Source organism: Bacillus sp. ISL-4, from assembly GCF_018613275.1.
Classification (GTDB): Bacteria; Bacillota; Bacilli; order Bacillales; family DSM-1321; genus Peribacillus; species Peribacillus simplex_E.
Genome location: NZ_JAGGQN010000010.1, coordinates 309,968 through 334,132, shown reverse-complemented (window position 1 = coordinate 334,132; position 24,165 = coordinate 309,968). Strand labels below are relative to the sequence as shown.

26 protein-coding genes are annotated in these 24,165 nt (G+C 40.9%); all 26 read left to right on the top strand.

The features are described from left to right. Nucleotides 1-223 precede the first annotated feature (223 nt). The 26 genes from J7J00_RS08005 (at nt 224) to spo0A (ending at nt 23,898) form a co-directional block, all read left to right on the top strand. The gene (locus tag J7J00_RS08005) at nt 224-736 is read left to right on the top strand and encodes a YqhR family membrane protein (protein WP_214789692.1); all 513 of its coding nucleotides are present in this window, start codon (nt 224-226) and stop codon (nt 734-736) included. A 94-nt stretch (nt 737-830) separates the two neighbouring features. Then, entirely contained in the window at nt 831-1,277 is a 447-nt protein-coding gene (aroQ, locus tag J7J00_RS08000; RefSeq protein WP_214789685.1) for a type II 3-dehydroquinate dehydratase, read from the top strand. After that, on the top strand, nt 1,278-2,339 hold the full coding sequence (locus J7J00_RS07995; RefSeq protein ID WP_214789683.1) for a M24 family metallopeptidase: 1,062 nt from the start codon (nt 1,278-1,280) through the stop codon (nt 2,337-2,339). Between the two features lie 25 nt (nt 2,340-2,364). After that, nucleotides 2,365-2,922 carry an elongation factor P gene (efp, locus tag J7J00_RS07990; RefSeq protein ID WP_214789681.1) on the top strand — a complete coding sequence of 186 codons (558 nt, stop codon included), beginning with the start codon at nt 2,365-2,367 and terminating at the stop codon, nt 2,920-2,922. Nucleotides 2,923-3,281: 359 nt separating this feature from the next. Then, on the top strand, nt 3,282-4,214 hold the full coding sequence (gene spoIIIAA, locus J7J00_RS07985) for a stage III sporulation protein AA (RefSeq protein ID WP_214789679.1): 933 nt from the start codon (nt 3,282-3,284) through the stop codon (nt 4,212-4,214). After that, on the top strand, nt 4,207-4,722 hold the full coding sequence (spoIIIAB, locus tag J7J00_RS07980) for a stage III sporulation protein SpoIIIAB (protein WP_214789677.1): 516 nt from the start codon (nt 4,207-4,209) through the stop codon (nt 4,720-4,722). Before spoIIIAA ends, spoIIIAB begins: the two co-directional genes overlap by 8 nt. Before the next feature lie 21 nt (nt 4,723-4,743). Next, on the top strand, nt 4,744-4,947 hold the full coding sequence (spoIIIAC, locus tag J7J00_RS07975) for a stage III sporulation protein AC (protein WP_034308319.1): 204 nt from the start codon (nt 4,744-4,746) through the stop codon (nt 4,945-4,947). A gap of 14 nt (nt 4,948-4,961) precedes the next feature. Then, nucleotides 4,962-5,351 carry a stage III sporulation protein AD gene (gene spoIIIAD / locus J7J00_RS07970; protein WP_214789950.1) on the top strand — a complete coding sequence of 130 codons (390 nt, stop codon included), beginning with the start codon at nt 4,962-4,964 and terminating at the stop codon, nt 5,349-5,351. Nucleotides 5,352-5,384: 33 nt separating this feature from the next. After that, nucleotides 5,385-6,593: a stage III sporulation protein AE gene (gene spoIIIAE / locus J7J00_RS07965; RefSeq protein WP_214789675.1), complete on the top strand. Its 1,209-nt coding sequence runs from the start codon at nt 5,385-5,387 to the stop codon at nt 6,591-6,593. Nucleotides 6,594-6,609: 16 nt separating this feature from the next. Further along, nucleotides 6,610-7,218, top strand: coding sequence for a stage III sporulation protein AF (gene spoIIIAF, locus J7J00_RS07960; protein ID WP_214789673.1), 609 nt, complete (start codon nt 6,610-6,612; stop codon nt 7,216-7,218). Between the two features lie 7 nt (nt 7,219-7,225). After that, a complete protein-coding gene (gene spoIIIAG, locus J7J00_RS07955; RefSeq protein WP_063233088.1) occupies nt 7,226-7,897 on the top strand; it encodes a stage III sporulation protein AG in 672 nt (223 codons plus the stop codon). A gap of 14 nt (nt 7,898-7,911) precedes the next feature. After that, nucleotides 7,912-8,499 carry a SpoIIIAH-like family protein gene (locus tag J7J00_RS07950; RefSeq protein ID WP_214789671.1) on the top strand — a complete coding sequence of 196 codons (588 nt, stop codon included), beginning with the start codon at nt 7,912-7,914 and terminating at the stop codon, nt 8,497-8,499. Nucleotides 8,500-9,120: 621 nt separating this feature from the next. Then, nucleotides 9,121-9,612 (top strand): acetyl-CoA carboxylase biotin carboxyl carrier protein, encoded by a 492-nt coding sequence (accB, locus tag J7J00_RS07945; protein WP_214789669.1) that lies wholly within the window; start codon nt 9,121-9,123, stop codon nt 9,610-9,612. A gap of 14 nt (nt 9,613-9,626) precedes the next feature. Then, complete coding sequence (accC, locus tag J7J00_RS07940; RefSeq protein WP_214789667.1) at nt 9,627-10,979, top strand: acetyl-CoA carboxylase biotin carboxylase subunit; 1,353 nt, start codon at nt 9,627-9,629, stop codon at nt 10,977-10,979. A 37-nt stretch (nt 10,980-11,016) separates the two neighbouring features. After that, entirely contained in the window at nt 11,017-11,421 is a 405-nt protein-coding gene (locus J7J00_RS07935; RefSeq protein ID WP_396020512.1) for an Asp23/Gls24 family envelope stress response protein, read from the top strand. Between the two features lie 448 nt (nt 11,422-11,869). After that, entirely contained in the window at nt 11,870-12,262 is a 393-nt protein-coding gene (gene nusB, locus J7J00_RS07930) for a transcription antitermination factor NusB (RefSeq protein ID WP_214789662.1), read from the top strand. Nucleotides 12,263-12,331: 69 nt separating this feature from the next. Next, entirely contained in the window at nt 12,332-13,207 is an 876-nt protein-coding gene (gene folD / locus J7J00_RS07925; protein ID WP_214789659.1) for a bifunctional methylenetetrahydrofolate dehydrogenase/methenyltetrahydrofolate cyclohydrolase FolD, read from the top strand. A 148-nt stretch (nt 13,208-13,355) separates the two neighbouring features. Next, entirely contained in the window at nt 13,356-14,708 is a 1,353-nt protein-coding gene (xseA, locus tag J7J00_RS07920) for an exodeoxyribonuclease VII large subunit (protein WP_214789657.1), read from the top strand. Further along, on the top strand, nt 14,705-14,938 hold the full coding sequence (locus J7J00_RS07915) for an exodeoxyribonuclease VII small subunit (protein WP_214789655.1): 234 nt from the start codon (nt 14,705-14,707) through the stop codon (nt 14,936-14,938). The genes xseA and J7J00_RS07915 overlap by 4 nt, the downstream gene beginning before the upstream one ends. Before the next feature lies 1 nt (nt 14,939). Further along, a complete protein-coding gene (locus J7J00_RS07910; protein WP_214789653.1) occupies nt 14,940-15,833 on the top strand; it encodes a polyprenyl synthetase family protein in 894 nt (297 codons plus the stop codon). Nucleotides 15,834-16,082: 249 nt separating this feature from the next. Beyond that, on the top strand, nt 16,083-17,975 hold the full coding sequence (gene dxs, locus J7J00_RS07905) for a 1-deoxy-D-xylulose-5-phosphate synthase (protein ID WP_214789651.1): 1,893 nt from the start codon (nt 16,083-16,085) through the stop codon (nt 17,973-17,975). A 4-nt stretch (nt 17,976-17,979) separates the two neighbouring features. Continuing rightward, a complete protein-coding gene (locus tag J7J00_RS07900; protein ID WP_214789648.1) occupies nt 17,980-18,807 on the top strand; it encodes a TlyA family RNA methyltransferase in 828 nt (275 codons plus the stop codon). Between the two features lie 327 nt (nt 18,808-19,134). Then, complete coding sequence (ahrC, locus tag J7J00_RS07895) at nt 19,135-19,584, top strand: transcriptional regulator AhrC/ArgR (protein WP_214789646.1); 450 nt, start codon at nt 19,135-19,137, stop codon at nt 19,582-19,584. Between the two features lie 22 nt (nt 19,585-19,606). After that, complete coding sequence (gene recN, locus J7J00_RS07890; RefSeq protein WP_076365435.1) at nt 19,607-21,322, top strand: DNA repair protein RecN; 1,716 nt, start codon at nt 19,607-19,609, stop codon at nt 21,320-21,322. A 161-nt stretch (nt 21,323-21,483) separates the two neighbouring features. Next, nucleotides 21,484-22,776: a SpoIVB peptidase gene (gene spoIVB / locus J7J00_RS07885; RefSeq protein WP_214789644.1), complete on the top strand. Its 1,293-nt coding sequence runs from the start codon at nt 21,484-21,486 to the stop codon at nt 22,774-22,776. Between the two features lie 330 nt (nt 22,777-23,106). Then, nucleotides 23,107-23,898: a sporulation transcription factor Spo0A gene (spo0A, locus tag J7J00_RS07880; RefSeq protein WP_063233099.1), complete on the top strand. Its 792-nt coding sequence runs from the start codon at nt 23,107-23,109 to the stop codon at nt 23,896-23,898. The last annotated feature ends 267 nt before the right edge of the window (nt 23,899-24,165 follow it).

Here is a 24,165-nt window from a genome sequence, read left to right as displayed (position 1 = left end):
TAACCCTGCGATTACTTTATGAATGTTGAATCACAGGAAGGTAGTATCCTGTGTACATTATAATCTTCAACAGAGGATGGGTATTTTCCTCTGAAAAAAGTAGATTATTTATGATTTAATCATACAGAATAAAACACAAAACCTCTAGTGATTCTCCTTCCTAAAAATAAAAAAAAATAGTTCTAATTAACAAAGGGCATACTACGTAGCGGAGGTGATTGATATGTCTTCTAATGAAAATGGACAAATTCAACAGGAATATCAAAGCATGTTAATCTACAATGTACTTGCTGTCGGTTTTGTTGGGGGGGCTTTTGCCAGTTTTATCGGAATCATTGCCCATTATTTTAATTTTATGGATTTTAGCCCAAAATTCATACTAACTTCATGGTCCAACATGACCTGGATCGATCATTGGCTCGGTACGGTAATGACCATAATTTTATTCGGAATTCTATCCGTGGGGATCGCTTTTATATACTATAGTCTTTTTAAAAGGATGAAGAGTATTTTTTCGGGTGTTTTTTTCGGAGTGGTTTGCTGGGCTTTGCTAGTATTTGTCCTAAAACCGATGTTCGTCGATTTGCCAACCTTTTCTAAAATGACAGCAAATACGGTTATAACAAGTGTCTGCATTTTTATTATATACGGACTTTTTATAGGGTTTTCTATATCATACGATCATCAGGAGTATATACGTCAAAAAAACAAAGCCGAGAAGCAATCGGAAAGCTGATTGTTTCTTGGTTGTAAAAAAGTAGTAAGACAATTTGTAATTATGATAGAATGTTCATGGAAAGCATTCTTTTAACATGAGCAGGTGTTTGATGATGACAAAAATTTTACTAATCAATGGTCCGAATTTGAATCGCTTGGGGAAGCGGGAACCTGCGCATTATGGATCCTCGACGCTTGCGGATGTGGAAGCAAAATTAATGCAGCAAGCTAAAGGGTTAAATGTGGAATTAACCTCTTTTCAGACTAACCATGAAGGAGCGATTATCGACAAGCTCCATTGGTCAGAGGATCATGGGATCGACGGGATTATCATTAATCCTGGAGCTTTTACTCATTATAGCTATGCGATTCGTGATGCAATAGCCGGAATTGATGTTCCAGTGGTGGAAGTGCATATTTCGAACATACATGCCCGTGAAAGCTTTCGGCATGAATCAGTGACCGCGGCAGTATCGGCGGGACAGATTGTCGGCTTGGGGATACACGGATATGAATTGGCGTTGCAGGCGATCACAAAGATTGCAAAGGGGAGAAATTAAATGAATAAACTAATGCGCTTAAGGGCCTCAATGGAAAAGGTGGGCATTGATGGTTTTTTGATCACCAGTACATATAACCGCCGATTCATGACCAACTTTACGGGAAGTGCAGGCGTTGTCCTTATTTCCCAAAAAGAAGCTAAATTCATCACTGATTTCCGATACGTGGAACAAGCGGGCAAGCAGGCACCGGATTATGAGATCGTTCAACACAAAGGAACGATCATCGAAGAAGTAGGCAAGCAGGCTAAAGCGATGAATATCGGCAAGCTGGGCTTTGAGCAAGAGCACCTGACTTATGCTACATATAAGGCATACGAAGCGGCCATTGATGGTCAACTTTCGCCGGTGTCGGGTGTTATTGAGAATTTACGCTTGATAAAGACTTCATCAGAGATTAAGATATTAAAGGAAGCGGCTGCTATTGCTGATGCTGCGTTTACACATATTCTGGATTTCCTGCGTCCAGGGATCTCGGAACTGGATGTATCCAATGAACTTGAATTCTTTATGAGGAAACAAGGGGCAACTTCTTCTTCCTTCGATATCATTGTAGCATCCGGCATAAGGTCCGCACTTCCGCATGGAGTGGCTACGGATAAAATCATCGAAAAAGGCGATTTTGTCACATTGGATTACGGGGCATACTTTAACGGGTATGTGTCTGACATCACTCGGACATTAGCAGTTGGCAAGCCAAGTGAAGAACTTATTAATATTTATGACATTGTTTTGGAAGCTCAACTGCGGGGAATGGCTGGGATCAAACCTGGCATGACTGGCAGGGAAGCGGATGCACTAACTCGTAATCTAATTGAAGAAAAGGGATATGGGCAGTATTTTGGTCATTCGACCGGACATGGAATCGGTCTTGAAGTTCATGAAGGTCCAGCATTATCCTTAAGGTCTGATATCATTTTAGAACCAGGTATGGCTGTAACCGTTGAACCGGGCATTTACTTACCGGGTGTAGGCGGAGTGCGGATTGAAGATGATACAATCGTTACAATTGAAGGTAACGAAGCACTTACTCATTCAACCAAAGAGTTAATCATTCTGTAAACATGTACATGTAGGAGGACAATTTATGATTTCTGTAAACGATTTTCGCACGGGTGTTACAATTGAAGTAGATAATGGAATTTGGCAGGTTATCGAGTTCCAACATGTTAAACCTGGTAAAGGTGCAGCTTTTGTACGTTCTAAACTTCGTAACCTTCGTACGGGTTCAATCCAAGAGAAAACATTCCGTGCTGGTGAAAAAGTAGCTAAAGCACATATCGAAAACCGCAAGATGCAGTACCTTTATGCAAGTGGAGATAGCCATGTATTCATGGATAACGAAACGTATGACCAAATCGAACTGCCTGCTTCAAGCATTGAACGTGAACTTAAATTCCTTAAGGAAAATATGGAAGTACATATCATGACTTTCCAAGCGGAAACACTTGGGGTCGAGCTTCCAAACACAGTGCAACTTGAAGTGGCTGAGACTGAGCCGGGAATTAAAGGAGATACATCTTCAGGCGGCACGAAATCAGCCGTACTTGAGACGGGCCTTTCGGTTCAAGTTCCATTCTTCATCAACCAAGGTGACAAATTATTGATCAACACTAATGAAGGTTCTTACGTATCACGTGCATAAATGAAAGGAGGCCGAGATTAATTTCTCGGCCTCAGTTTGTTGAGGATTCTATCGAGGGAATGCTTACCTGATTTAAAAACAAGACTTCGGCACTCCTGCCGAAAAACTGGCTAGCCGAGACACCAAGGACAATTGGCAGACAGTCGCGGAATGGGAGCGGATTTCTGAAAACAACTCGAACTTTCTTATATAAAAAGACTGTAGACCGAGATTAATTTCTCGGTCTTTTTTTGTTTTTTTTTTGATCTCAGAAGATATAAAAAATCAATAATAGGTCTGTTTCTTTAATAGCCTGTCATCATTATGGGCTTGTCGGCATATATTTTATTGAAAGTGGTGTATACAGGAGGATTGTCAAAATGGAAACGATTCTTTCTTTTTTACCGAAAAAATTAAACGAGCAACTCCGGGGTATGACACCGATGATGATCGATAAGATGGAAGAGCTGCGAATTCGGGTTGGAAGGCCGCTTGAGGTCATTGTAGGAGGGGAACCATACTTCTTTTCCTATGAAGTGACCCATCTGGATGCAGATCAATTATTGAATCAAATAGGTCAATTTTCGTTATATACACTTGAGGAAGAATTAAAGCGTGGTTATATAACCATAGCGGGCGGACATCGGGTGGGGCTTGCTGGGAAGGTGATCCTTGAAAATGGGTCGGTCAAAGCGATCAGGGATATATCCTCATTCAATATTCGGGTTGCACGTGAAAAAATAGGTGCAGCTGAACCACTCACTTCATATTTATATGACGGGGAATGGCAGCATACTATGTTGATCGGTGCTCCGCAAACGGGAAAAACGACCATATTACGTGATATTGCAAGAATGATATCCAGTGGTAATGAAAAACGCGGCATTGCTCCTCAAAAGGTGGGGATAGTGGACGAGCGCTCGGAAATTGCCGGATGTGTTCATGGAGTGCCGCAGCTCGAATTTGGAACAAGGGTTGATGTGCTCGATGGATGTCCTAAAGCGGAAGGGATGATGATGATGATCCGTTCAATGTCCCCGGATGTATTGATCGTGGATGAAATAGGTCGCGCAGAGGATACACAAGCTGTGCTGGAAGCGGTGAATGCAGGTATTAAACTCATGATAACCACACATGGCCATACACTGGATGAGATTAAGAAGCGACCTTTTATCGCGGAAATATTAAAGCAAAACATCTTTGAACGTTTTATAGAATTACAGAGAAGTAAATCCGGTAAGAGGAGCTACAAAGTCCTTGATGCATCGGGGGTTCCCATTTTCTTGGGAGAAGGTGTGAGCCCGCATGTTTAAGATAATAGGAGCAGCGATCATTATTATTGCAACGACATGGGCAGGTTTCGAAGCTGCGAAAAAATTAAGTATGAGGCCCCGTCAACTGAGACAGCTGAAAGTAGCCATGCAATCGCTTGAAGCTGAAATCATGTATGGTCATACACCTTTGAAAGAAGCAGCAAGGAAACTTTCTAAACAGATGGCCAAACCTTTATCCATCTTTTTCGATACATTCGCAAATCGACTCGAGTCAGGTGAGACCACCGTCAAAGAAGCATGGGATGATAGTTTGAAGAAAATATGGCAATCCCTTGCTTTACAACAGGGAGAATTCGAGATTCTTTCACAGTTTGGGGAGACGCTTGGAAAAAGCGATAAATATCATCAGCAAAAGCAAATCATGCTAACGATGGCACACTTGGAACGGGAAGAGAGCGATGCACTCGACCGCCAGGGAAAATATGAAAAAATGGTGAAAAGTCTTGGTTTTTTAACAGGGCTATTATTGATCATCTTGCTGATGTAGGAATATGTGGGGGGAATGAGAATGGGCATTGATGTGGACATCATATTTAAAATAGCGGGTGTTGGGCTAGTTGTGGCATTTCTTCACACGATACTCGATCAGGTTGGGAAGAAGGAATATGCCCAGTGGGTGACACTTTTCGGATTTATCTATATTTTATTCATGGTTGCTTCTGTTGTAGAGGATTTATTTCAAAAAATTAAATCTGTATTTCTATTTCAATAAGGGAGGGATTCGCGATTGAAATCATAAAAATCGTGGGTATTGCCCTAGTTGCCACCTTTTTGGCACTGATCGTCAAAGAGCAAAAACCAAATTTCGCATTCCTGTTAGTCGTTTTTGTAGGATGCTCCATTTTTCTTTTTTTAGCTGACAAAATATACGAAATCATTTTAATGTTAGAAAAAATTGCAGTTAATGCGAATGTAAATACCGTGTACCTAGAGACCATCTTAAAAATAATCGGAATTGCCTATATTGCAGAATTCGCTTCTCAAATTACAAAAGATGCGGGGCAAGGCTCGCTCGCTTCCAAAATAGAATTGAGTGGAAAAATCTTGATTCTTGCCATGGCGATTCCGATTTTGACGGTCATTATCGAAACGATTTTACAGATGCTCCCTAGTTAAAGGATTACTCCTACTAGTCAATGAGGTGAATGTATGAAGCAGCGGATGCCTTACTTATCCATTCTATTCGTTTTACTCTTTTTTTTGCATGCATCTATTGGACAAGCTGCCGAAAATCCAGAAAATGGTGAAATCGATCAAGAGCCGATCATGCAGTCCGAACTGGTACAAGCCCAAATAGAAAGGCTTGGTGTCGATGAGCTCAAACAATATTGGGATGACATTGTTACGGAATATGGAGGATTCTTACCGGAAAGCCAGAAAGGGAGCTTCATGGATTTTGTAAGCGGCGATAAGAAATTTTCCTTTGAGCAATGGATAAAGGGAATGACAAAATTCATTTTTCATGAACTGCTCGTGAATGGAAAGCTGCTGGGATCACTCATTTTATTAACCGTTTTCAGCATGTTCCTCCAGTCTTTGCAGAATGCGTTCGAGCAAAGCTCTGTAAGTAAGGTTGCTTATGCAATCGTTTATATGGTTCTGATCATTTTGGCACTTAACAGTTTTCATGTGGCCATGGAATATACAAAAGATACGATAGATTTGATGATTTCCTTTTTAATGGCGCTCATCCCTTTACTCTTGGCCTTGATAGCTGCTTCAGGCGGACTTGTATCGGCAGCATTCTTTCATCCGGTATTGATGTTTTTAATGAATACAAGCGGCATCTTGATCCAGTTTGTCGTCCTTCCGTTATTATTCTTTGCAGCGATTTTAAGCATAGTCAGCACGCTGACCGAACATTACAAAGTGACTCAGATGGCACAACTTCTCCGTAATTTTGCCATCGGTATCCTTGGAGCATTCATGACCATATTCCTTGGTGTGATCTCCGTTCAGGGAGCATCCTCAGCTGTAGCTGACGGAGTGACCATCAGGACAGCCAAATTCGTGACAGGTAACTTTATACCGGTAATAGGGCGCATGTTTACCGATGCAACGGATACCGTCATCAGTGCCTCCGTCCTATTGAAAAATACAGTGGGCTTGTCAGGGGTCATCATTCTCTTGCTCATTACCACGTTTCCCGCCATAAAAATCTTGATGATTTCTTTTATATATAAATTGGCAGCGAGTCTTTTGCAGCCGCTGGGCGGAGGACCTGTAATAAAATGCCTTGACGTTATAAGTAAAAGCATGATTTATATTTTCGCTGCATTGGCCATTGTCTCACTCATGTTTTTTTTAAGTGTCACGGTAATTATCGCCTCTGGAAACATTACCCTGATGGTTCGTTAGAAAGGAGGAGGGCTTGGTGAGTTTTTTAGCTGGCTGGATATCCAACATCATCATATTTGTATTGCTGGCTACTGTGATTGATATGCTTCTTCCGAATTCAGCTTTACAGAAGTATGCAAAAATGGTCATCGGACTTTTACTGATTGCGATCATCATCACTCCTATATTGGGATTATTCAATATGGATTTCGACGATATTCTCACTGCGGCTACTAGTGAATTTGAGGGTCAGGAAAAAAAAGATTTAGGAAATTTGACAGAAATGAAGAAAAAAGAAATACAAGCTACCCAGGGTGCATATATTTTAAAACAAATGGCTGTTGACTTACAGGCAGAAGTGGAAGAGGAGCTGATGGTGGATTATAACATGAAGATTAGTTCAATTGATGTAGGGGTCAAGAATGTGGAAGAACCGGGTGTTGATGATCTGCAGAATATAACCATCTCATTGGAAAAGGCAGAAGGGAAAGAAAACTCGGAGATAGAGGCAGTAGCGAAGGTTGATATCAATGCAGATAGCCCATCCACTTCGAATGATGCCAATCTGGATGCTGTCAAAAGGTTTCTGGCAACAAGTTGGTCTGTTGATGAAGAAATCATTGAAATCGCCGGGGAAAGGAAGTGACTGAGTATTGAACAAAGACAAAGGTCCATTATCCTGGCTGCAAAAACTATTAAATAAAGACCCTGACCAAAAAGAGCCTAAGGAAAAAAAACCTTCCCTGTATGTCTATGCTCTAATAGTTGTCCTTTTGGGAGCGGGAATCATGATGGCCGGGAATTTGTTAACCACCAACCAGACTGGACAAACACCTGAAGTGAAGACTGTATTCAATAATGATAAACAGCAGGATGATGAGGGGGATGTTGAAACATTCGGCCAGAAGAAATCTGAATTCAAGACAACAAAAGACTATGAAATATATCTTCAGAATGAAATGAAGGAAGCGCTTGAATCCATCGCAGGCGTCCAGGATGTAAAAGTCGTAATCTACGTCGATGCATCCGAGAAAAAAGTATATGAAAGAAACAAAGTCACCCAAAAACAAGTCACTGAAGAAACCGACCAGGAAGGCGGCAAAAGGACGGTCGAAGACACATCTGTTGATGAACAGCTAGTTTTGGTCAAGAGCGGTGAAAAAGAAGGACCGATCATTTCGGAAACGAAAAAACCTAGTGTACGAGGAGTCCTGGTTGTCGCTAAAGGGGCCGAAAACATTCAAATAAAGAAGTGGATCATCGAGGCTGTCACACGCTCACTTGATGTACCGAGTCACAGGGTTTCTGTCATGCCTAAAAAATAAGGGGGAAAATCTACATGTTATTAAAAAAACAAACCGTTTGGTTATTGACTATGCTAAGTCTGGTCGTTGTGCTTTCAGTCTATTATTTAACCGCTCCTGAAGAAAATGCCGCCGATATGACGGCAACAGAGCAAAAGGAAGAAAATAAAGCAGAAACTAAAACAGAGAACAAAGCGGATACAAAAGAGGAAAGTAAAAGTGAAAAAGAAACGTCCAAAAATACAGAAGGTTCCTCTGTAACCATTGCATCTGGAGATGAGTTCGAATCGTTAAGGATGCAGATTGAAGATGAACGGGCGAAGCTGAATGAAGAATTGACTGCAAAGATGGGCAATACAGAACTATCAGCTGAAGAAAGAGACGAGGCTTATGCAAAAATCGAACAATTAAGTGAAACGAAAGTAAAAGAAAATATCATCGAAAACTTAATTGTTGCCATGGATTACAATGCCGCACTGGTCCGGGTGGACGGTACGGATGTAAAGGTGAGTGTCAAGGCCGATAAACAAACGAAAACAGAGGCCAATAACATTATCCGCCTCGTAAGGAAAGAAGTGAGCGATGCACAAAATGTTGTGGTCGATTTCCAACCGGAAAAGTAAATACACTTACAGAAAATAATGCTGATACAGAACAGTTCAACATCATAAAAATTTGAAAGCCCCCTTAATAAAAAAAAGGAGGCTTTTTTTATTATGTTTTTTTAAACTATCTTACAATCTGGAAACTTTAGAGGAAAAGTTTTTTTATGTCAATTGGCATAAGGAAATCAAATAAAAATGGTGATAACGACCATCCGTAATATTCTAGAAAAGTAATTACACTGGATATTATTACCTTTTTTTAGGAATTAAATGCGAAATTCAAGAGAAGGCGTTAAGGTGCCCCAGGTGAAAAATATTCACAATATTATAATAAAGGTGTAAGATATAAGTATGGATAATAAGTTACAACTAATCTATCATTGAATTTGTATAAGCTAATATTGTATGATGTTAGAAGCTGGTCATAAACTTTTCATTTCTCTTAGGGAAACAATATTTTGAGAAAGTGAAAAATCTGTTATAATACAGATGAGGTTTTTATTCAGTTTATTCGCATTCGCATAAAGAAAGCGGCTACTTTGTGCAGTATTGGACAAAGTAGGATAAGCTAAGGGTAAGGTTACATAAAATATTATTGCCTCACAAACTCATATTAAATTAGACAAGGGGTGCCACAAAATGAAAGTGCAAGAAATTCGTGAAATTATTAAGCTAGTCGATCAATCAAATATCAGTGAATTCGTTTTTGAAAATGAAGGAACGAAAATTAAATTGAAAAAAACTGAAACGGGTACAGTATTACAACCAGTAGCTGCTCCAGATGTTGTTCAAGCCAATGCAGCTGTAGCGGTCAATCCCGCAGCGGCCCCTGCAGTGCCGAAAGCTGTTGAGCCTGCAAAACCTGCTGCTGCCGTCACCGAACAGGAGAATTTACATAAAATCACTTCTCCGATGGTAGGAACATTCTACCAATCTCCTGCACCGGATTCACCTGCATACGTAAAAACAGGCGATAAAGTAACGGGGGATTCCATTGTCTGCATCGTGGAAGCCATGAAACTTTTCAATGAAATCGAAGCTGAAGTAAGCGGTGAAATCGTTGAAGTCCTTGTAAAAGAAGGGCAACTTGTAGAATATGGTCAACCATTATTTTTAGTAAAGCCGGAATGAGGAGCTGTTTCTAAATGATTAAAAAGGTATTAATTGCCAATCGTGGGGAAATTGCTGTCCGAATCATCCGGGCATGCAAGGAATTAGGAATCGAGACTGTTGCAGTCTATTCAGAAGCAGATAAAGAAGCATTACATGTTCAAATTGCGGATGAAGCATATTGCATCGGTCCTAAATTATCAAAAGACAGTTATTTAAATAAAACGAACATTATCAGCACAGCCAAGAAAACGGGATCTGATGCAATTCATCCAGGATATGGATTCCTAGCTGAAAATGCCGACTTTGCTGAGCTATGCCGTGAATGCAATATCATTTTCATCGGTCCTAGCCCCGAAGCGATCAATAAAATGGGAACAAAGGATGTAGCAAGGGAAACCATGCGCAAAGCTGGTGTACCGATCGTACCGGGTTCTAAAGGCATAATTAAAAATACGGATGAGGGTGTAGCCCTAGCTAATGAAATGGGCTATCCAGTCATCATCAAAGCTACTGCTGGCGGAGGCGGTAAAGGTATCCGTGTCGCAAGGACGGAAGAAGATCTCATTAAAGGCATTAACATCACACAACAGGAAGCCGCGACGGCATTTGGGAATCCTGGCGTGTATATTGAAAAGTTCATTGAGGACTTCCGTCACGTTGAAATACAGGTCATGGCAGATAATCATGGCAACGCCATCCATTTAGGTGAGCGTGATTGTACGGTCCAACGACGTTTGCAAAAACTTGTTGAAGAAACCCCGTCACCAGCGTTGGATGGTGAAACACGTGCGGAAATGGGGCAGGCTGCAGTAACGGCTGCACTTGCCGTTAACTATTCAGGTGCCGGAACAGTAGAATTTATTTATGACTATGTGAATAGAAAATACTACTTTATGGAAATGAATACACGTATCCAGGTTGAACACCCAGTTACGGAAATGGTAACGGGCGTGGATTTGATTAAAGAACAGATTAAAGTTGCTTCAGGTAACAAACTTTCGCTTTCACAAGAAGATGTCACTTTTAACGGATGGTCTATCGAATGCCGGATAAATGCGGAAAATCCAGAAAAGAATTTCATGCCTTCTGCAGGTAAGATTCAAATGTATTTACCGCCAGGCGGCTACGGAGTTCGTGTGGATTCCGCGGCATACCCTGGATACTCAATACCGCCGTATTACGATTCCATGATCGCTAAATTGATCGTCCATGCATCGACTAGAGAAGAGGCGATCGAGAAGATGAAACGCGCCTTAGGTGAGTTTGTCATTGAAGGGATCAGTACCACAATTCCTTTCCATATTAAGTTACTTCAACATGACCAATTTGTTTCCGGGGAATTTAATACCAAATTCCTTGAAATATATGATGTAATGAACTCATAATGTAAAGGAAGACAGGAGGTGCTTTTGAATGAGTGAAATGGAAGGCCAATTACTCGAAATGAATGATTATAATAGTGGGCTGGGCAAAGTGGAGATTGCGCCTGAGGTGATAGAGGTAATTGCGGGTATCGCTGCATCGGAAGTTGAAGGTGTTGCACATATGCGCGGGAATTTCGCTACGGGTGTTGTTGAAAAGCTTGGTAAAAAGAACCACGGTAAAGGTGTTAAAGTGGACTTAACGGGAGAATCCATCAAAGTCGAACTTTATTGTGTCATGAAGTTTGGTGTTTCAATTCCGAAAGTTGCTCAGGAAGTGCAAGATAACATTCGTGAAGCTTTGTTGAATATGACCGCTATCGACGCTGGCGAAGTGAACATTCATGTAGTGGGCATTGCTTTTGATAACGCTAAACAAGAAGCGGATTACGAACAAGAAGTGTAAGTGGCTTCATTTGATTCACACCTGCAAAAACCCGGCAAAAAGCCGGGTTTTTGTTTTTTTGAATGTATACTCCATGATACCCCGAATTTTGAGCTTGCTTATAATATTAAATTTAAATGAACATAATAAGGCGGTGTCTGGAAGTTTCCCTTTAATTCAAGGGTGATTTCTGTTAGAGTGTAAAAGGTGAAATATGAGCATGAAAGCTAGGCATGAGCTTTTTGACACTTTCAAAAAGTATGGGACTGTGTTGGCCGTTAATTGGAAAGTAATCTTGAGATGTTATCTTGATTCAAGATATTGAGTCTTTTGGCCTTGAATTTAGTGGGATTTAGCTTGATTTTAAAAAAATATAGCGAAAATCTTAATATTTTTGAAAAAATGTTATTTAATGTTCGTTTGTTCTAGCATTTTCATATATAATAGTAGATGTTAAAGGAGTAAGATTATGAAAAGAAGAGAAGCCCGTGAAAAATCCCTTCAAGCACTATATCAGATAGATATTGCCAACTCGAATGTAGAAGAAGCAATGGAAAGCGTACTGGATGGTGCCCCAACTGATGAATATTTCAGGAAATTAGTAATGGGGATAACGGAAAATCGAGAACAAATTGATGGAATGATCAGGGACAACTTAGAGAATTGGACGTTGGAAAGACTGGCGAACATTGATCGGAATTTACTGCGGATCGCGGTTTATGAAATGGTTCACAGTGAAGATGTTCCTGTAAGTGTTGCAATGAATGAAGCTATTGAAATTGCTAAGAAATTCGGTGATGATCAATCGAGCAGCTTTGTAAATGCCGTTTTATCCAAAGTAAAGGTGAAAAGCGGCAGCTGAAGTTGCAGCCTTGAACAAGGATTCTCACTGCAATTTCTTTAGCGAAATTAACTTGGGAGGAATAAACACATGTCAGCTCAAATCATTAATGGTAAAGAAATTGCGGAGTCAGTTAGGCAGGAAATCAGTAAGGAAGTTCAACAATTACGTGAAAAAAATATCGTTCCGGGTTTGGCTGTAATCCTGGTGGGTGACAATCAAGCATCACAAACTTATGTGCGCAATAAGCATAAGGCCTGTGAGGACTTGGGCATGCATTCCGTATTGATTAAAAAGCCTGCGGAACTCTCTCAGGAGGAATTAATTCAGAGCATTGCTGAATTAAACCAGGACGACAGCATTCATGGGATATTGGTGCAGCTGCCTTTGCCTGGACATATTCAGGAAAAAGCGATCATTGAAGCGATTTCGCCTGAAAAGGATGTTGATGGATTCCACCCGATTAATATTGGGCGGATGATGACGGGGCAAGATGCATTTTTACCTTGTACTCCATATGGCGTCATGGTAATGCTTGAGTATATCGACTATGACCTTGAAGGTAAGCATGTTGTCATCGTAGGGAGAAGTAATATCGTCGGAAAACCAGCCGGACAATTATTTTTAAATGCAAATGCAACCGTTACATACTGTCATTCACGGACAAAGGATCTTGCCTATTATACTAAGCAAGCCGATGTCGTTGTGGCAGCTGTCGGAAAGAGGGACACGATCACGAGTGACCATATTAAAGAAGGCGCAGTCGTCATTGACGTCGGAATGAACAGGAATGATGAAGGGAAGCTTTGCGGTGATGTGTCGTTTGATGAAGTGAAAAATAAGGCTTCATACATCACACCTGTTCCTAAAGGCGTTGGTCCAATGACGATTACGATGCTTATGAAGAATACGGTCAAATCTGCTCAAAAAGCACTTGAACAGAACGAGCAAGCATTAAAAAGCTGAAAAAAACGTTAAATTATTTTAAAGAAGCGGACCTCTTGTTTTATAATAACGGGAGACCGCTTTTTTCCATTCATGGATTAATCAAGTTTCAAGTGTAATCTATAGGCGGTTTTCTTTATATCCGATTTCCATCGGAAGGAGACATTATATGAGCAACCAACAATATTTGAGTGTGTCGGCTTTAACGAAGTACATCAAAAGGAAGTTCGATGCCGACCCCCATTTGCAAAATGTATACATAAAAGGTGAAATTTCGAATTTTAAACAACATACAAGCGGACACATGTATTTTACTTTAAAGGATGAGAAGGCCCGACTCCTCTCCGTTATGTTTGCCGCCAATAATAAAGGGATGAAATTCCTGCCCGAAAATGGTATGAAGGTACTTGTTAAGGGCGATATATCATTATATGAAGCAGGGGGACAGTATCAGCTTTATGTGAAAAGCATGGCCCCTGATGGTGTGGGGGATTTGTATCTTGCTTATGAACAGCTGAAGAAAAAGCTGGAGGCGGCAGGTTTGTTTTTGGCCGAACACAAGAAGCCGATCCCGCAGTACCCTAAGTCTGTAGGTGTCATAACATCGCCGACCGGAGCTGCATTAAGAGATATCCTGATAACCATCAAGCGGAGATATCCAATCGCCAGGATCATCGTTTATCCAGCACTTGTACAAGGGAATAATGCAGCTAAATCGATTGCCAAGGCAATTTCCATGGCAAACGCAAGGGCGGAAAGCGATGTTCTCATTGTCGGAAGGGGCGGCGGGTCGATTGAGGAACTATGGGCGTTTAATGAGGAGATAGTGGCTGAATCGATTTATGATTCCGATATACCGGTAATTTCAGCTGTCGGTCACGAAACCGATTTTACAATTGCTGATTTTGTCGCCGATATGCGTGCTCCTACACCGACTGGTGCAGCAGAGTTAGCGGTTCCTCACTTGAATGAAATACTCGAACGCCTGATGAACCGCAAGAACCGATTGACCCGCTCCATTCAAGAAGCGGTGAATTTTGAACGAACCCGTTTGACCAGGATGGAGAGGTCTTATGCCTTCCGTTATCCACATAAAATGTATGAACAGAAGCTTGAACAGCTAGACAAGACGATGGACAGGCTAGGTAGGACCAGCACGCGATATTTCATGAAAAAGAGAGATGAGCTGAATCAGCTGAACGATATTCTGAAAAAGCAGCATCCTGAACAAGCGGTGCAAAATGCGAAAGATGAATTACAGCAGCATGCAAAGGTTTTACGGAGGGCCATGGAAGCCATCTATCGGCAAAAATCACAGCAGTTCGTCCATATTACAGCCACTTTATCTGCCCTCAGTCCACTAAAAATCATGGAACGGGGCTATGGTTTGGTTTTTACTGAGGATGAGACATTAGTGAAAAGTACACAGCAAGTATCCAAAGGGGATAAGATAGCGGTGTCGATAAAAGATGGAACACTTGAATGTGAAATTAAAGAAATAAAGGAGCGGATTGAACCATGACAAAAAAACAGGAAGCTACATTTGAAGAAGCGATGGAGAATCTCGAAAAAATTGTAGAGCAGTTGGAAGAAGGCGATGTACCCTTGGAAGAAGCCATCTCCATATATAAACAAGGAATGGATTTATCAAGGCTTTGCCATTCAAAGCTTAAGGCTGTTGAAAATCAGTTGACTCAAATTTTACGCGAAGATGGGGAACTTGAAAACTTCGCTGTAAAGGAGGAAGAATGACATGGGTACGGCGTCCTTTGATATGTTTTCTAAAGAATATAAGGCGGTTATAGAACGGGAAATCGTGGGATATGTAAATAAACTTAAAGCTCCGGCAGTGGTCAAAGAAGCTATGATCTATTCACTTGAGGCAGGAGGTAAACGGATTCGCCCGTTATTGGTCTTTGCGGTTCTGGAGGCCTTTGGAAAAAACTTGAGGATGGGGATTCCTGCAGCGGCTGCCATTGAAATGATTCATACATATTCTTTGATTCATGATGATCTTCCTGCGATGGATGATGATGATCTCCGCCGCGGAAAACCGACGAATCATAAAGTGTTCGGTGAAGCGGTAGCAATACTGGCTGGTGATGCGCTTCTTACATATAGCTTTCAATTGGTGACGGATATGATCGATCCCGAGGTGACGGCTGAAATGAAGCTGAACCTAGTAAGTGAAATTGCAAATTCTGCCGGCGCCGAAGGAATGGTTGGAGGTCAAGTTGCGGATATGGAAGGTGAAAATAAACAGTTGACCCTTCAGGAATTGGAGTATATACATGAACATAAAACAGGGAAGTTATTGACTGCAAGCATCCTTTCCGGTGCTATATTAGCCGGGGCGAATGAAGAACAGCAACTGCATTTACGTGACTTTGCATACCACCTGGGGCTTGCTTTTCAAATTCGCGATGATATTCTGGATATTGAAGGGTCAGTCGAGTTGATCGGCAAGCCGGTTGGCAGTGATGTGGGGAATCATAAAAGCACATATCCATCTTTACTTACGCTTCAAGGGGCAAAGGAAAAGTTGGAACATCATATAGAACTTGCCCATGCCGCTTTGGGAAAAACAACATTACAAACGGGTTTGTTGAATGAACTAACTGATTTAATAGCGAACCGTAATCATTGATTGTGGCTAAATTTGTTATCAATTGAGGTTTTATGGTATACTCATTGTGCAAAAATATGTGAAAATCAAAATGAATTTTTTTATTGAGATACGTGATAAAATAGGTATAATAAGCCGCCGAAATCACCTGGGTGTTGGCGGCTATTTTTTAACTTAAAACCAATTTTTCGGTCTAGTCATCCATAGTCCTCTTTAATGCGGCTTTGTTTATGCTTACAATCGAAAATTACAGAAAGTGAGTGGTCCTGTTTGGATCTTCTATCTATAAAAGACCCTTCTTTTTTGAAGAAGATGAATAATGAAGAACTTGTCGAGTTAAGTGTGGAAGTACGTAAATTCCTTGTGGAAAAATTATCGGTGACCGGTGGGCATATTGGGCCCAATTTAGGTGTCGTTGAGTTGACTATAGCCTTGCATAAAGAATTCGACAGTCCGAATGATAAAATTTTATGGGATGTCGGACATCAATCCTATGTCCATAAAATCCTGACTGGCAGAGCAGGAGAGTTCGACACCTTAAAGAAATATAAAGGTCTTTGCGGTTTTCCCAAAATGATTGAAAGCCCCCATGATGTTTGGGAAACAGGTCACAGTTCGACTTCCCTTTCAGCTGCAATGGGAATGGCCGCTGCCCGTGATATCAAAGGTGAAAGCAGTTTTATATTGCCTGTAATCGGGGACGGTGCACTAACAGGCGGAATGGCGCTTGAAGCGTTGAATCATATCGGTGATGAAAAAAAGGACATGATCGTTATCCTGAATGATAATGAAATGTCCATAGCCCCTAACGTAGGTGCTTTACACACGGTATTGGGAAGATTGCGGACAGCAGGTAAATATAACTGGGCAAAAGATGAATTGGAGCTGCTTTTGAAAAAAATTCCTGCAGTCGGTGGTAAACTTGCAGCTACAGCGGAACGCTTGAAGGATAGCATGAAGTACTTATTGGTCTCAGGAATCTTTTTCGAAGAGCTTGGTTTCACATACCTTGGACCAGTAGATGGTCATAATTATGAAGAATTGCTGGAGAATTTAAGATATGCCAAGAAAACGAAGGGACCTGTACTGCTGCATGTCATCACGAAAAAAGGCAAAGGATATTCACCTGCCGAATTGGATACAACAGGGAACTGGCATGGGACAGGCCCATATAAGATCGAGACTGGCGATTTCGTTAAATCCCCTAGTAAAGGTCCTGCTTGGAGCGCTCTTGTAAGCGATACTGTCAGCAGGCTAGCTCGTGACGATGAGCGGATTGTCGCGATTACACCTGCAATGCCCGTAGGATCGAAGTTGGTGGGCTTTTCTCAAGAGTTCCCAGAGCGTTTCTATGATGTAGGGATTGCCGAGCAGCATGCTGCAACTTTTGCTGCAGGATTGGCAACTCAAAAAATGAAACCTTTCCTGGCTATATATTCAACCTTCCTGCAAAGAGCTTATGACCAGGTCGTTCATGATATTTGCCGTCAAAATCTGAACGTATTCATAGGGATCGATCGTGCCGGATTGGTTGGTTCCGATGGTGAAACGCATCAAGGCGTTTTCGATATTGCTTTCTTACGCCATGTTCCGAATATGGTGTTGATGATGCCTAAAGATGAAAACGAAGGTCAGCATATGGTCAATACTGCCTTAAACTATAATGATGGTCCGATTGCTATGCGTTTCCCTCGTGGGAATGGTTGGGGAGTTGTGATGGATACCGAATTAAAGCAGATTCCAATCGGTTCGTGGGAAGTTCTTAAAGAAGGAACGGATGCTGCCATATTAACGTTCGGAACAACGATTCCCATGGCTCTTGAAGCGGCAGAACTGCTGGAAAAAGAGGATTATTCAGTTAAGGTGATCAATGCCCGGTTCATTAAGCCTTTGGATGAGAACATGCTAAGCAGTCTCCTTGGTGAAAAAATGCCAATCTTGACAATAGAAGAAGCGGTTCTTCAAGGTGGTTTTGGTAGCTCTATACTTGAATATGCTCATGATCAAGGATTTTATGGGGCAATTATAGATCGAATGGGAATACCTGATTATTTCATTGAACATGGAAGTGTCGATGAGCTGCTTGAAGAAATCGGTTTAACGACTGAGACAGCCATCAAAAAGATTAAAATGATAACACCCAAAAAAGAAAAAAGGGCCTGACAATATGAAAGTGATGAAAGAAAGAGTAGATGTATTACTTGTAGAACAAGGCTTGGCCGATACACGTGAAAAAGCGAAGCGTATGGTTATGGCTGGCCTTGTCTATGCGAATGAAGAAAGGTACGAAAAACCGGGGGAAAAAGTGCCGGTCGATCTCGAATTTACGATCAAAGGAAAGGTCATGCCTTACGTTTCAAGAGGCGGTCTTAAACTTGAGAAGGCATTAAGGGAATTCGATTTGCAAGTGAATGGAAAAGTACTGCTTGATATAGGATCATCAACTGGTGGGTTCACGGATTGTGCTTTGCAAAATGGCGCCAAAATGTCTTATGCGCTTGATGTCGGCTATAATCAGCTTGCCTGGAAGCTTAGACAGGATGAGCGGGTAAAAGTAATGGAACGGACCAATTTCCGTTATGTTACACCCGCCGATCTCGATGGGGAGATGCCAAACTTTGCTAGCATTGATGTTTCTTTCATCTCGCTTACGTTAATTTTACCGGTGCTAAAGACCTTGCTCGTCCCGAATAGTGATGTCGTCGCCTTGGTTAAACCGCAATTCGAAGCTGGGAAGGATCAAGTGGGTAAAAAGGGGATTGTTCGTGATCCCAAAATCCATAAACAAGTATTGGATAAGATCATTTCTTTTTCTTTAAAGGAAGGCTATGATATTAAGGATGCCTCCTTCTCACCGATTACCGGCGGTGATGGAAATATTGAATTCTTACTTCATTTACACTGGCAGGGGTCGAAGGAAGATGGAGCGATATTGCTTTCGAAAACGGTTGATGACATCGTTGGAGATGCCCATGCCCAATTTAAAAAAGAATAGCTAGAACTTTGTATGGGCTCCTTTGGCTGAATGGTTGGCTAAAGGAGCTTTTTAACTATATATTGTGGGTCATGAACTTGGATCATTTATCGGTGGATACATAAAATAGGTAAGTACAAATAACAGACTTGTATTCATTTTTAGAGAAAAAGTTGTACAATTGCATAAAAATCCGATAACATTAATATTAGCCACTTTCCAAAGCGGCCTATTTGCACGTACTGATGACCGAAGCAATCCCATAGCGGGACAGCCTGCTTAAGTAAGAAATGAAAGTGATACCATTACCATTAAATGAGCAACAGTTGAGAAGAGGTGCTTCTACTTATGAATAAAGGACAGCGACATATAAAAATAAGGGACATTATAACGAATAATGATATCGAAACCCAGGATGAGTTAGTTGAAGAATTGAAATTAGCTGGATACAATGTAACTCAAGCTACTGTTTCTAGGGATATTAAAGAGCTTCACCTTGTAAAAGTTCCTTTAACGGATGGAAGGTATAAATACAGTCTGCCGGCCGACCAACGTTTCAATCCACTTCAAAAATTAAAGAGAATCCTTGTCGATGCATTTGTACGCATTGACTCAGCCAACAATTTACTGGTTATGAAGATGCTCCCAGGTAATGCCCAGGCAATCTGTGCATTGATTGATAATTTAAATTGGCAAGAAATACTCGGGACGATCGGCGGCGACGATACTTGTTTAATTATCTGCCGTTCTGAGGAAGAAGCAAAGATCATTTCCGGCAAATTCTTGGACATGCTCTAATAATGTTGTGAGGTGACCTAGTTTGTTAACAGAACTATCGATTAGGAATTTTGCGATCATAGACAGCCTGTCCGTTTCATTTGAGAAAGGCTTGACGGTCTTGACAGGAGAAACAGGGGCAGGGAAGTCAATCATAATAGATGCCGTTCATCTTTTGGTTGGGGGACGTGGTTCTGCAGAGTTCATTCGGCATGGTGAGTCGAAGGCTGAAATAGAAGGGTTATTCCAAATTGAAGATGAAAAACACCCGGTCTTTGCCAAAGCTGAAGAGTTTGGCATCGATATGAATGATGGGATGGCGATACTTCGAAGGGATATCTCACTGAGCGGCAAAAGCGTATGCAGGGTAAATGGAAAGCTTGTAACGATTTCCACCTTACGTGAGATAGGACGGACGTTGATAGATATCCATGGTCAGCATGAACATCAGGAATTGATGGACGAACGACTCCATCTTCCACTGCTCGATCAATTCGGCGGTGAAAAAATCGCATCTGCACTCACTGAATACCAAAAGCTATATAAACGTTATGAAACCGCTTCTAAACAATTGAATGGTTTGAGCCAAAATGAACAGCAAATGGTCCACCGCCTTGATTTGATCCAATTTCAATTCGATGAAATCCAAAAAGCTGATTTGAAATTACGCGAAGATGAAGAATTGATGGAAGAGCGGAAGAAAATTAATAATTTCGAAAAAATCCATGAAGCGCTGCAAACCAGTTATAATGCTTTAAATGGTGAACAGCATGCAATTGATTGGCTTTCCGTAGCCATGAATAATTTGGAGGAAGCGGCAGGGCTTGATGAAGGTTTAAAGAACAGCTCTGAAACCGTTTCAAATAGCTACTTCCTGCTTGAGGAGGCCGTGTCTAACATCCGTGACCAATTAGACTCTTTGGATTATGATACAGAGCGAGTGGAATTCATTGAAAGTCGCCTTAATGAAATAAATCAATTAAAGCGTAAATACGGGCGGACCATCGAGGAAATCCTGGAGTATGGGGCCGCTATTGAAGAAGAAGTCGAAAAGCTGCAAAATAGGGAAACCCATATAGCGAAGCTTGAAAAGGAAATGAAATCCATCAAGGCAGATTTAATTGTCGAAGCAAAGAATCTTTCTGAACTTCGCCAGAAATTCGCTCAGCAGCTAACCAAAAAGATTCATCAGGAATTAAAAGATTTATACATGGAAAAGACAATTTTCGAACCGCATTTCCTTCAAACTGCCTATACTTTCGATGAATTGTCAGATAGGGGCATCAATCAGTCAGGGCTGGATTCAATGGAATTTTATATTTCCACCAATCCAGGTGAACCATTAAAACCTCTTTCTAAAATCGCATCTGGTGGTGAACTGTCGAGGATCATGCTGGCATTGAAAAGCATATTCTCCAAGCACCAAGGTATAACGTCCATTATCTTTGATGAAGTGGACACAGGTGTGAGCGGACGGGTTGCGCAATCCATTGCCGAAAAGATCTATAAAGTGGCAACCGGATCACAAGTACTTTGCATATCCCATTTGCCACAGGTGGCAGCTATGGCGGATACGCACCTTTTCATAGCGAAAAATGTAAGGGCCGGACGCACGAATACCTCGGTAAAGCCGTTAATTGAAACTGAAAAAATAAAAGAAATTGGCAGGATGATTTCAGGAGTAGAGATAACGGATTTGACGAAACAACATGCCAATGAATTAATCCAGCTTGCCAAAAGGCTGAAAATTACATCTTGATGGGCCGGTAAGAAGATTTATTAAACTAATCATAAGCATTCATTGTAAAGCTATCCAAAAACGGATAGCTTTTATTTTTTGCACCTGTTATAAATGACTGTCATGAGGGCTAAATTAAAGGTGTAGCCATTAAGTTTCAGAGAGCGAGGAGAGTGAATGGATTGAAATTTATATGGATAAACAGGATCATCGGTGGAATTCTCCTTGTTTCGCTATTAACATTAGGGTTATACCAGCCATTTCGTGAATATTTTTTAATTCCAAATCATCTTGTACTATTTGAAGGAAGTCAATATAGTATTTCCAAATCATTGCCTGTTTCTGCAAAAACTTCGGGATCCAGTGATGGAATTTCGCTTCATGATGAACAAGCTTCGATTACGCTTGGTGCTGAGAAGCCAGGTACGAATGAAGTGTTACTCGATGTAGCAGGCCTGCCTGCCAAAAAGGTCGACATCAGGGTGTTAAAAGACTTTAAAGTCATGCCTGGTGGCCAATCCATTGGAGTAAAGCTTAATACTCTTGGGGTGCTCGTAGTAGGTCATCATCTTATTGATACTGCGCAGGGGAAAAAATCACCGGGAGAAAAAGCGAAAATTGAAATCGGTGATATTATTACAGAAATCAATGGTCAGACGATAAAGAAGATGGGGGATGTAACCCCTTTTGTTCAGCAGGCAGGCGAAAAGGGTGAGGCGTTGAATCTTGTCATTAACCGTGATAATGAAGTGCTCCACAGTACCCTATTACCTCTAAAAGATAAGAATGAAGGAACTTACAAATTGGGTTTGTATATCCGTGATTCGGCAGCTGGTATCGGAACGATGACGTTTTATCACCCGGATTCAAAAAAATATGGGGCGTTGGGACATGTCATATCCGATATGGATACAAAAAAGCCGATTGTTGTTAAGGACGGACAGATTGTTCAATCGACGGTCACATCCATCGAAAAAGGAAGCAATGGTGATCCCGGAGAAAAATTGGCACGCTTTTCTTCTAATAAAGAAAAAATAGGAAATATCAATCGCAATAGTCCCTTTGGAATTTTTGGGAAATTAAATCAAGATTTTAAAAATGGAATTAACGACAAGCCACTCCCCATCACCCTTTCCCATGAGGTAAAGGAAGGACCAGCAAAAATCCTTACAGTGGTGAATGGTTCTGAAGTGGAGGAATTCGATGTCGAAATCGTCAGCTCCATACCACAGAAGTTTCCTGCTATTAAAGGAATGGTCTTAAAAGTGACGGATAAAGAATTGCTGCAAAAAACAGGTGGGATCGTTCAAGGTATGAGCGGCAGTCCTATCATACAAAATGGGAAATTAATCGGTGCAGTCACCCATGTATTCGTTAATGATCCTACAAGTGGGTATGGAGTCCATATCGAATGGATGTTAAACGAAGCCGGTATAAATATATACGACAAAAATAATTATGAAAAGGCAAGCTAAGAATCCGGGTATCCTTTTGGATACCCCTTTTTAATGGAAATTTATGGTTAGCATAGGTTTTGGGTAGGAATTAAATTTGATTTCTTCAAAAAATAGAGGTTTTTTTGTAACGATGTGATAAAATGATAACGATATGAAGATTTTTCGACAATCGCTTTATTCGAATAGCAAACGAAGTCGAAAACAAGAGATATCCGGAGAATAATATTGAATTCCTTATATTTTTTCAAAAATAAAAGGAATTTAGTTTCCATTGTCGAAAAGTTCAATTACAATAGAATTTAGTCATATAGAAAAAAAGACCAATTGTAGTTGAGGAGGAAATCAAGCGTGAAAAAAATTAAGGTGTGCGTTGTAGATGATAATAGAGAACTTGTTGGCCTTCTGGAAGAATACATTTCTGCACAGGAAGACATGGAAGTAATTGGGGTGGCACATAACGGTCAAGATTGCTTGGGGATGCTTGAAAGCGTTGATCCGGATATATTGATCCTCGATATTATCATGCCTCATTTAGATGGGTTAGGTGTACTTGAAAAACTTCGTGAAGTAAAACGGGGTGCTATGCCTAATGTGATTATGCTTACTGCCTTTGGTCAAGAAGATGTAACGAAAAAAGCTGTTGATTTGGGTGCGTCTTACTTTATCCTGAAACCATTCGATATGGAAAATCTGGCCAATCACATACGTCAGGTAAGCAGTAAAGGGCAGGCAGTTTTAAAAAATCATAGTCAATTTAGTTATCGTCCCCAAAATGAATCCAAGCCGAAGAACCTCGATGCCAGCATCACAAGCATCATTCACGAGATTGGAGTTCCTGCACATATTAAGGGCTATTTGTATTTAAGGGAAGCGATATCAATGGTATATAATGATATTGAACTATTGGGTTCTATCACCAAAGTTTTATATCCGGATATCGCAAAAAAATACAATACTACGGCCAGCCGTGTTGAGCGTGCTATCCGGCATGCGATTGAAGTGGCCTGGAGCCGTGGAAATATAGAATCCATATCATCTCTTTTCGGATATACCGTAAGCATGACTAAGGCTAAACCTACAAATTCGGAATTCATTGCCATGGTTGCCGATAAGCTGCGCCTCGAACATAAAGCTTCATGACAGGGGTAGGGAAAAACCGGTTGTAAGGATTCAGGGTAACAATTGACCATATAAAGGCTAGAGCCGCTAAATATAAATAGGAACTCTCCGTCTGGAGGTAAAGGACAGGAAGAAGTTGCTTCTTGATTTTTTCTAATCGGCAACTTCAAATTTTTTATGCCGGTTAAAAAAAATTAAACGCCTTTTATTTATTGGATTTTGAAGGAAATCCCATAAATAAAAGGCGTTTTTGTTTGGGCGAAAAAGCGGTACAAATCATTTTAGACG

Bases quoted from the DNA above. Each gene is read 5' to 3' on its own strand.
- J7J00_RS07950 (WP_214789671.1), top strand. From the start codon at position 7,912: ATGTTATTAAAAAAACAAACCGTTTGGTTATTGACTATGCTAAGTCTG.
- J7J00_RS07935 (WP_396020512.1), top strand. From the start codon at position 11,017: ATGGAAGGCCAATTACTCGAAATGAATGATTATAATAGTGGGCTGGGC.
- nusB (WP_214789662.1), top strand. From the start codon at position 11,870: ATGAAAAGAAGAGAAGCCCGTGAAAAATCCCTTCAAGCACTATATCAG.
- folD (WP_214789659.1), top strand. From the start codon at position 12,332: ATGTCAGCTCAAATCATTAATGGTAAAGAAATTGCGGAGTCAGTTAGG.
- aroQ (WP_214789685.1), top strand. From the start codon at position 831: ATGACAAAAATTTTACTAATCAATGGTCCGAATTTGAATCGCTTGGGG.
- spoIIIAA (WP_214789679.1), top strand. From the start codon at position 3,282: ATGGAAACGATTCTTTCTTTTTTACCGAAAAAATTAAACGAGCAACTC.
- J7J00_RS07910 (WP_214789653.1), top strand. From the start codon at position 14,940: ATGGGTACGGCGTCCTTTGATATGTTTTCTAAAGAATATAAGGCGGTT.
- J7J00_RS07900 (WP_214789648.1), top strand. From the start codon at position 17,980: ATGAAAGTGATGAAAGAAAGAGTAGATGTATTACTTGTAGAACAAGGC.
- J7J00_RS08005 (WP_214789692.1), top strand. From the start codon at position 224: ATGTCTTCTAATGAAAATGGACAAATTCAACAGGAATATCAAAGCATG.
- efp (WP_214789681.1), top strand. From the start codon at position 2,365: ATGATTTCTGTAAACGATTTTCGCACGGGTGTTACAATTGAAGTAGAT.
- J7J00_RS07995 (WP_214789683.1), top strand. From the start codon at position 1,278: ATGAATAAACTAATGCGCTTAAGGGCCTCAATGGAAAAGGTGGGCATT.
- accB (WP_214789669.1), top strand. From the start codon at position 9,121: ATGAAAGTGCAAGAAATTCGTGAAATTATTAAGCTAGTCGATCAATCA.
- xseA (WP_214789657.1), top strand. From the start codon at position 13,356: ATGAGCAACCAACAATATTTGAGTGTGTCGGCTTTAACGAAGTACATC.
- spoIIIAC (WP_034308319.1), top strand. From the start codon at position 4,744: ATGGGCATTGATGTGGACATCATATTTAAAATAGCGGGTGTTGGGCTA.
- ahrC (WP_214789646.1), top strand. From the start codon at position 19,135: ATGAATAAAGGACAGCGACATATAAAAATAAGGGACATTATAACGAAT.
- spoIIIAB (WP_214789677.1), top strand. From the start codon at position 4,207: ATGTTTAAGATAATAGGAGCAGCGATCATTATTATTGCAACGACATGG.
- J7J00_RS07915 (WP_214789655.1), top strand. From the start codon at position 14,705: ATGACAAAAAAACAGGAAGCTACATTTGAAGAAGCGATGGAGAATCTC.
- spoIIIAE (WP_214789675.1), top strand. From the start codon at position 5,385: ATGAAGCAGCGGATGCCTTACTTATCCATTCTATTCGTTTTACTCTTT.
- accC (WP_214789667.1), top strand. From the start codon at position 9,627: ATGATTAAAAAGGTATTAATTGCCAATCGTGGGGAAATTGCTGTCCGA.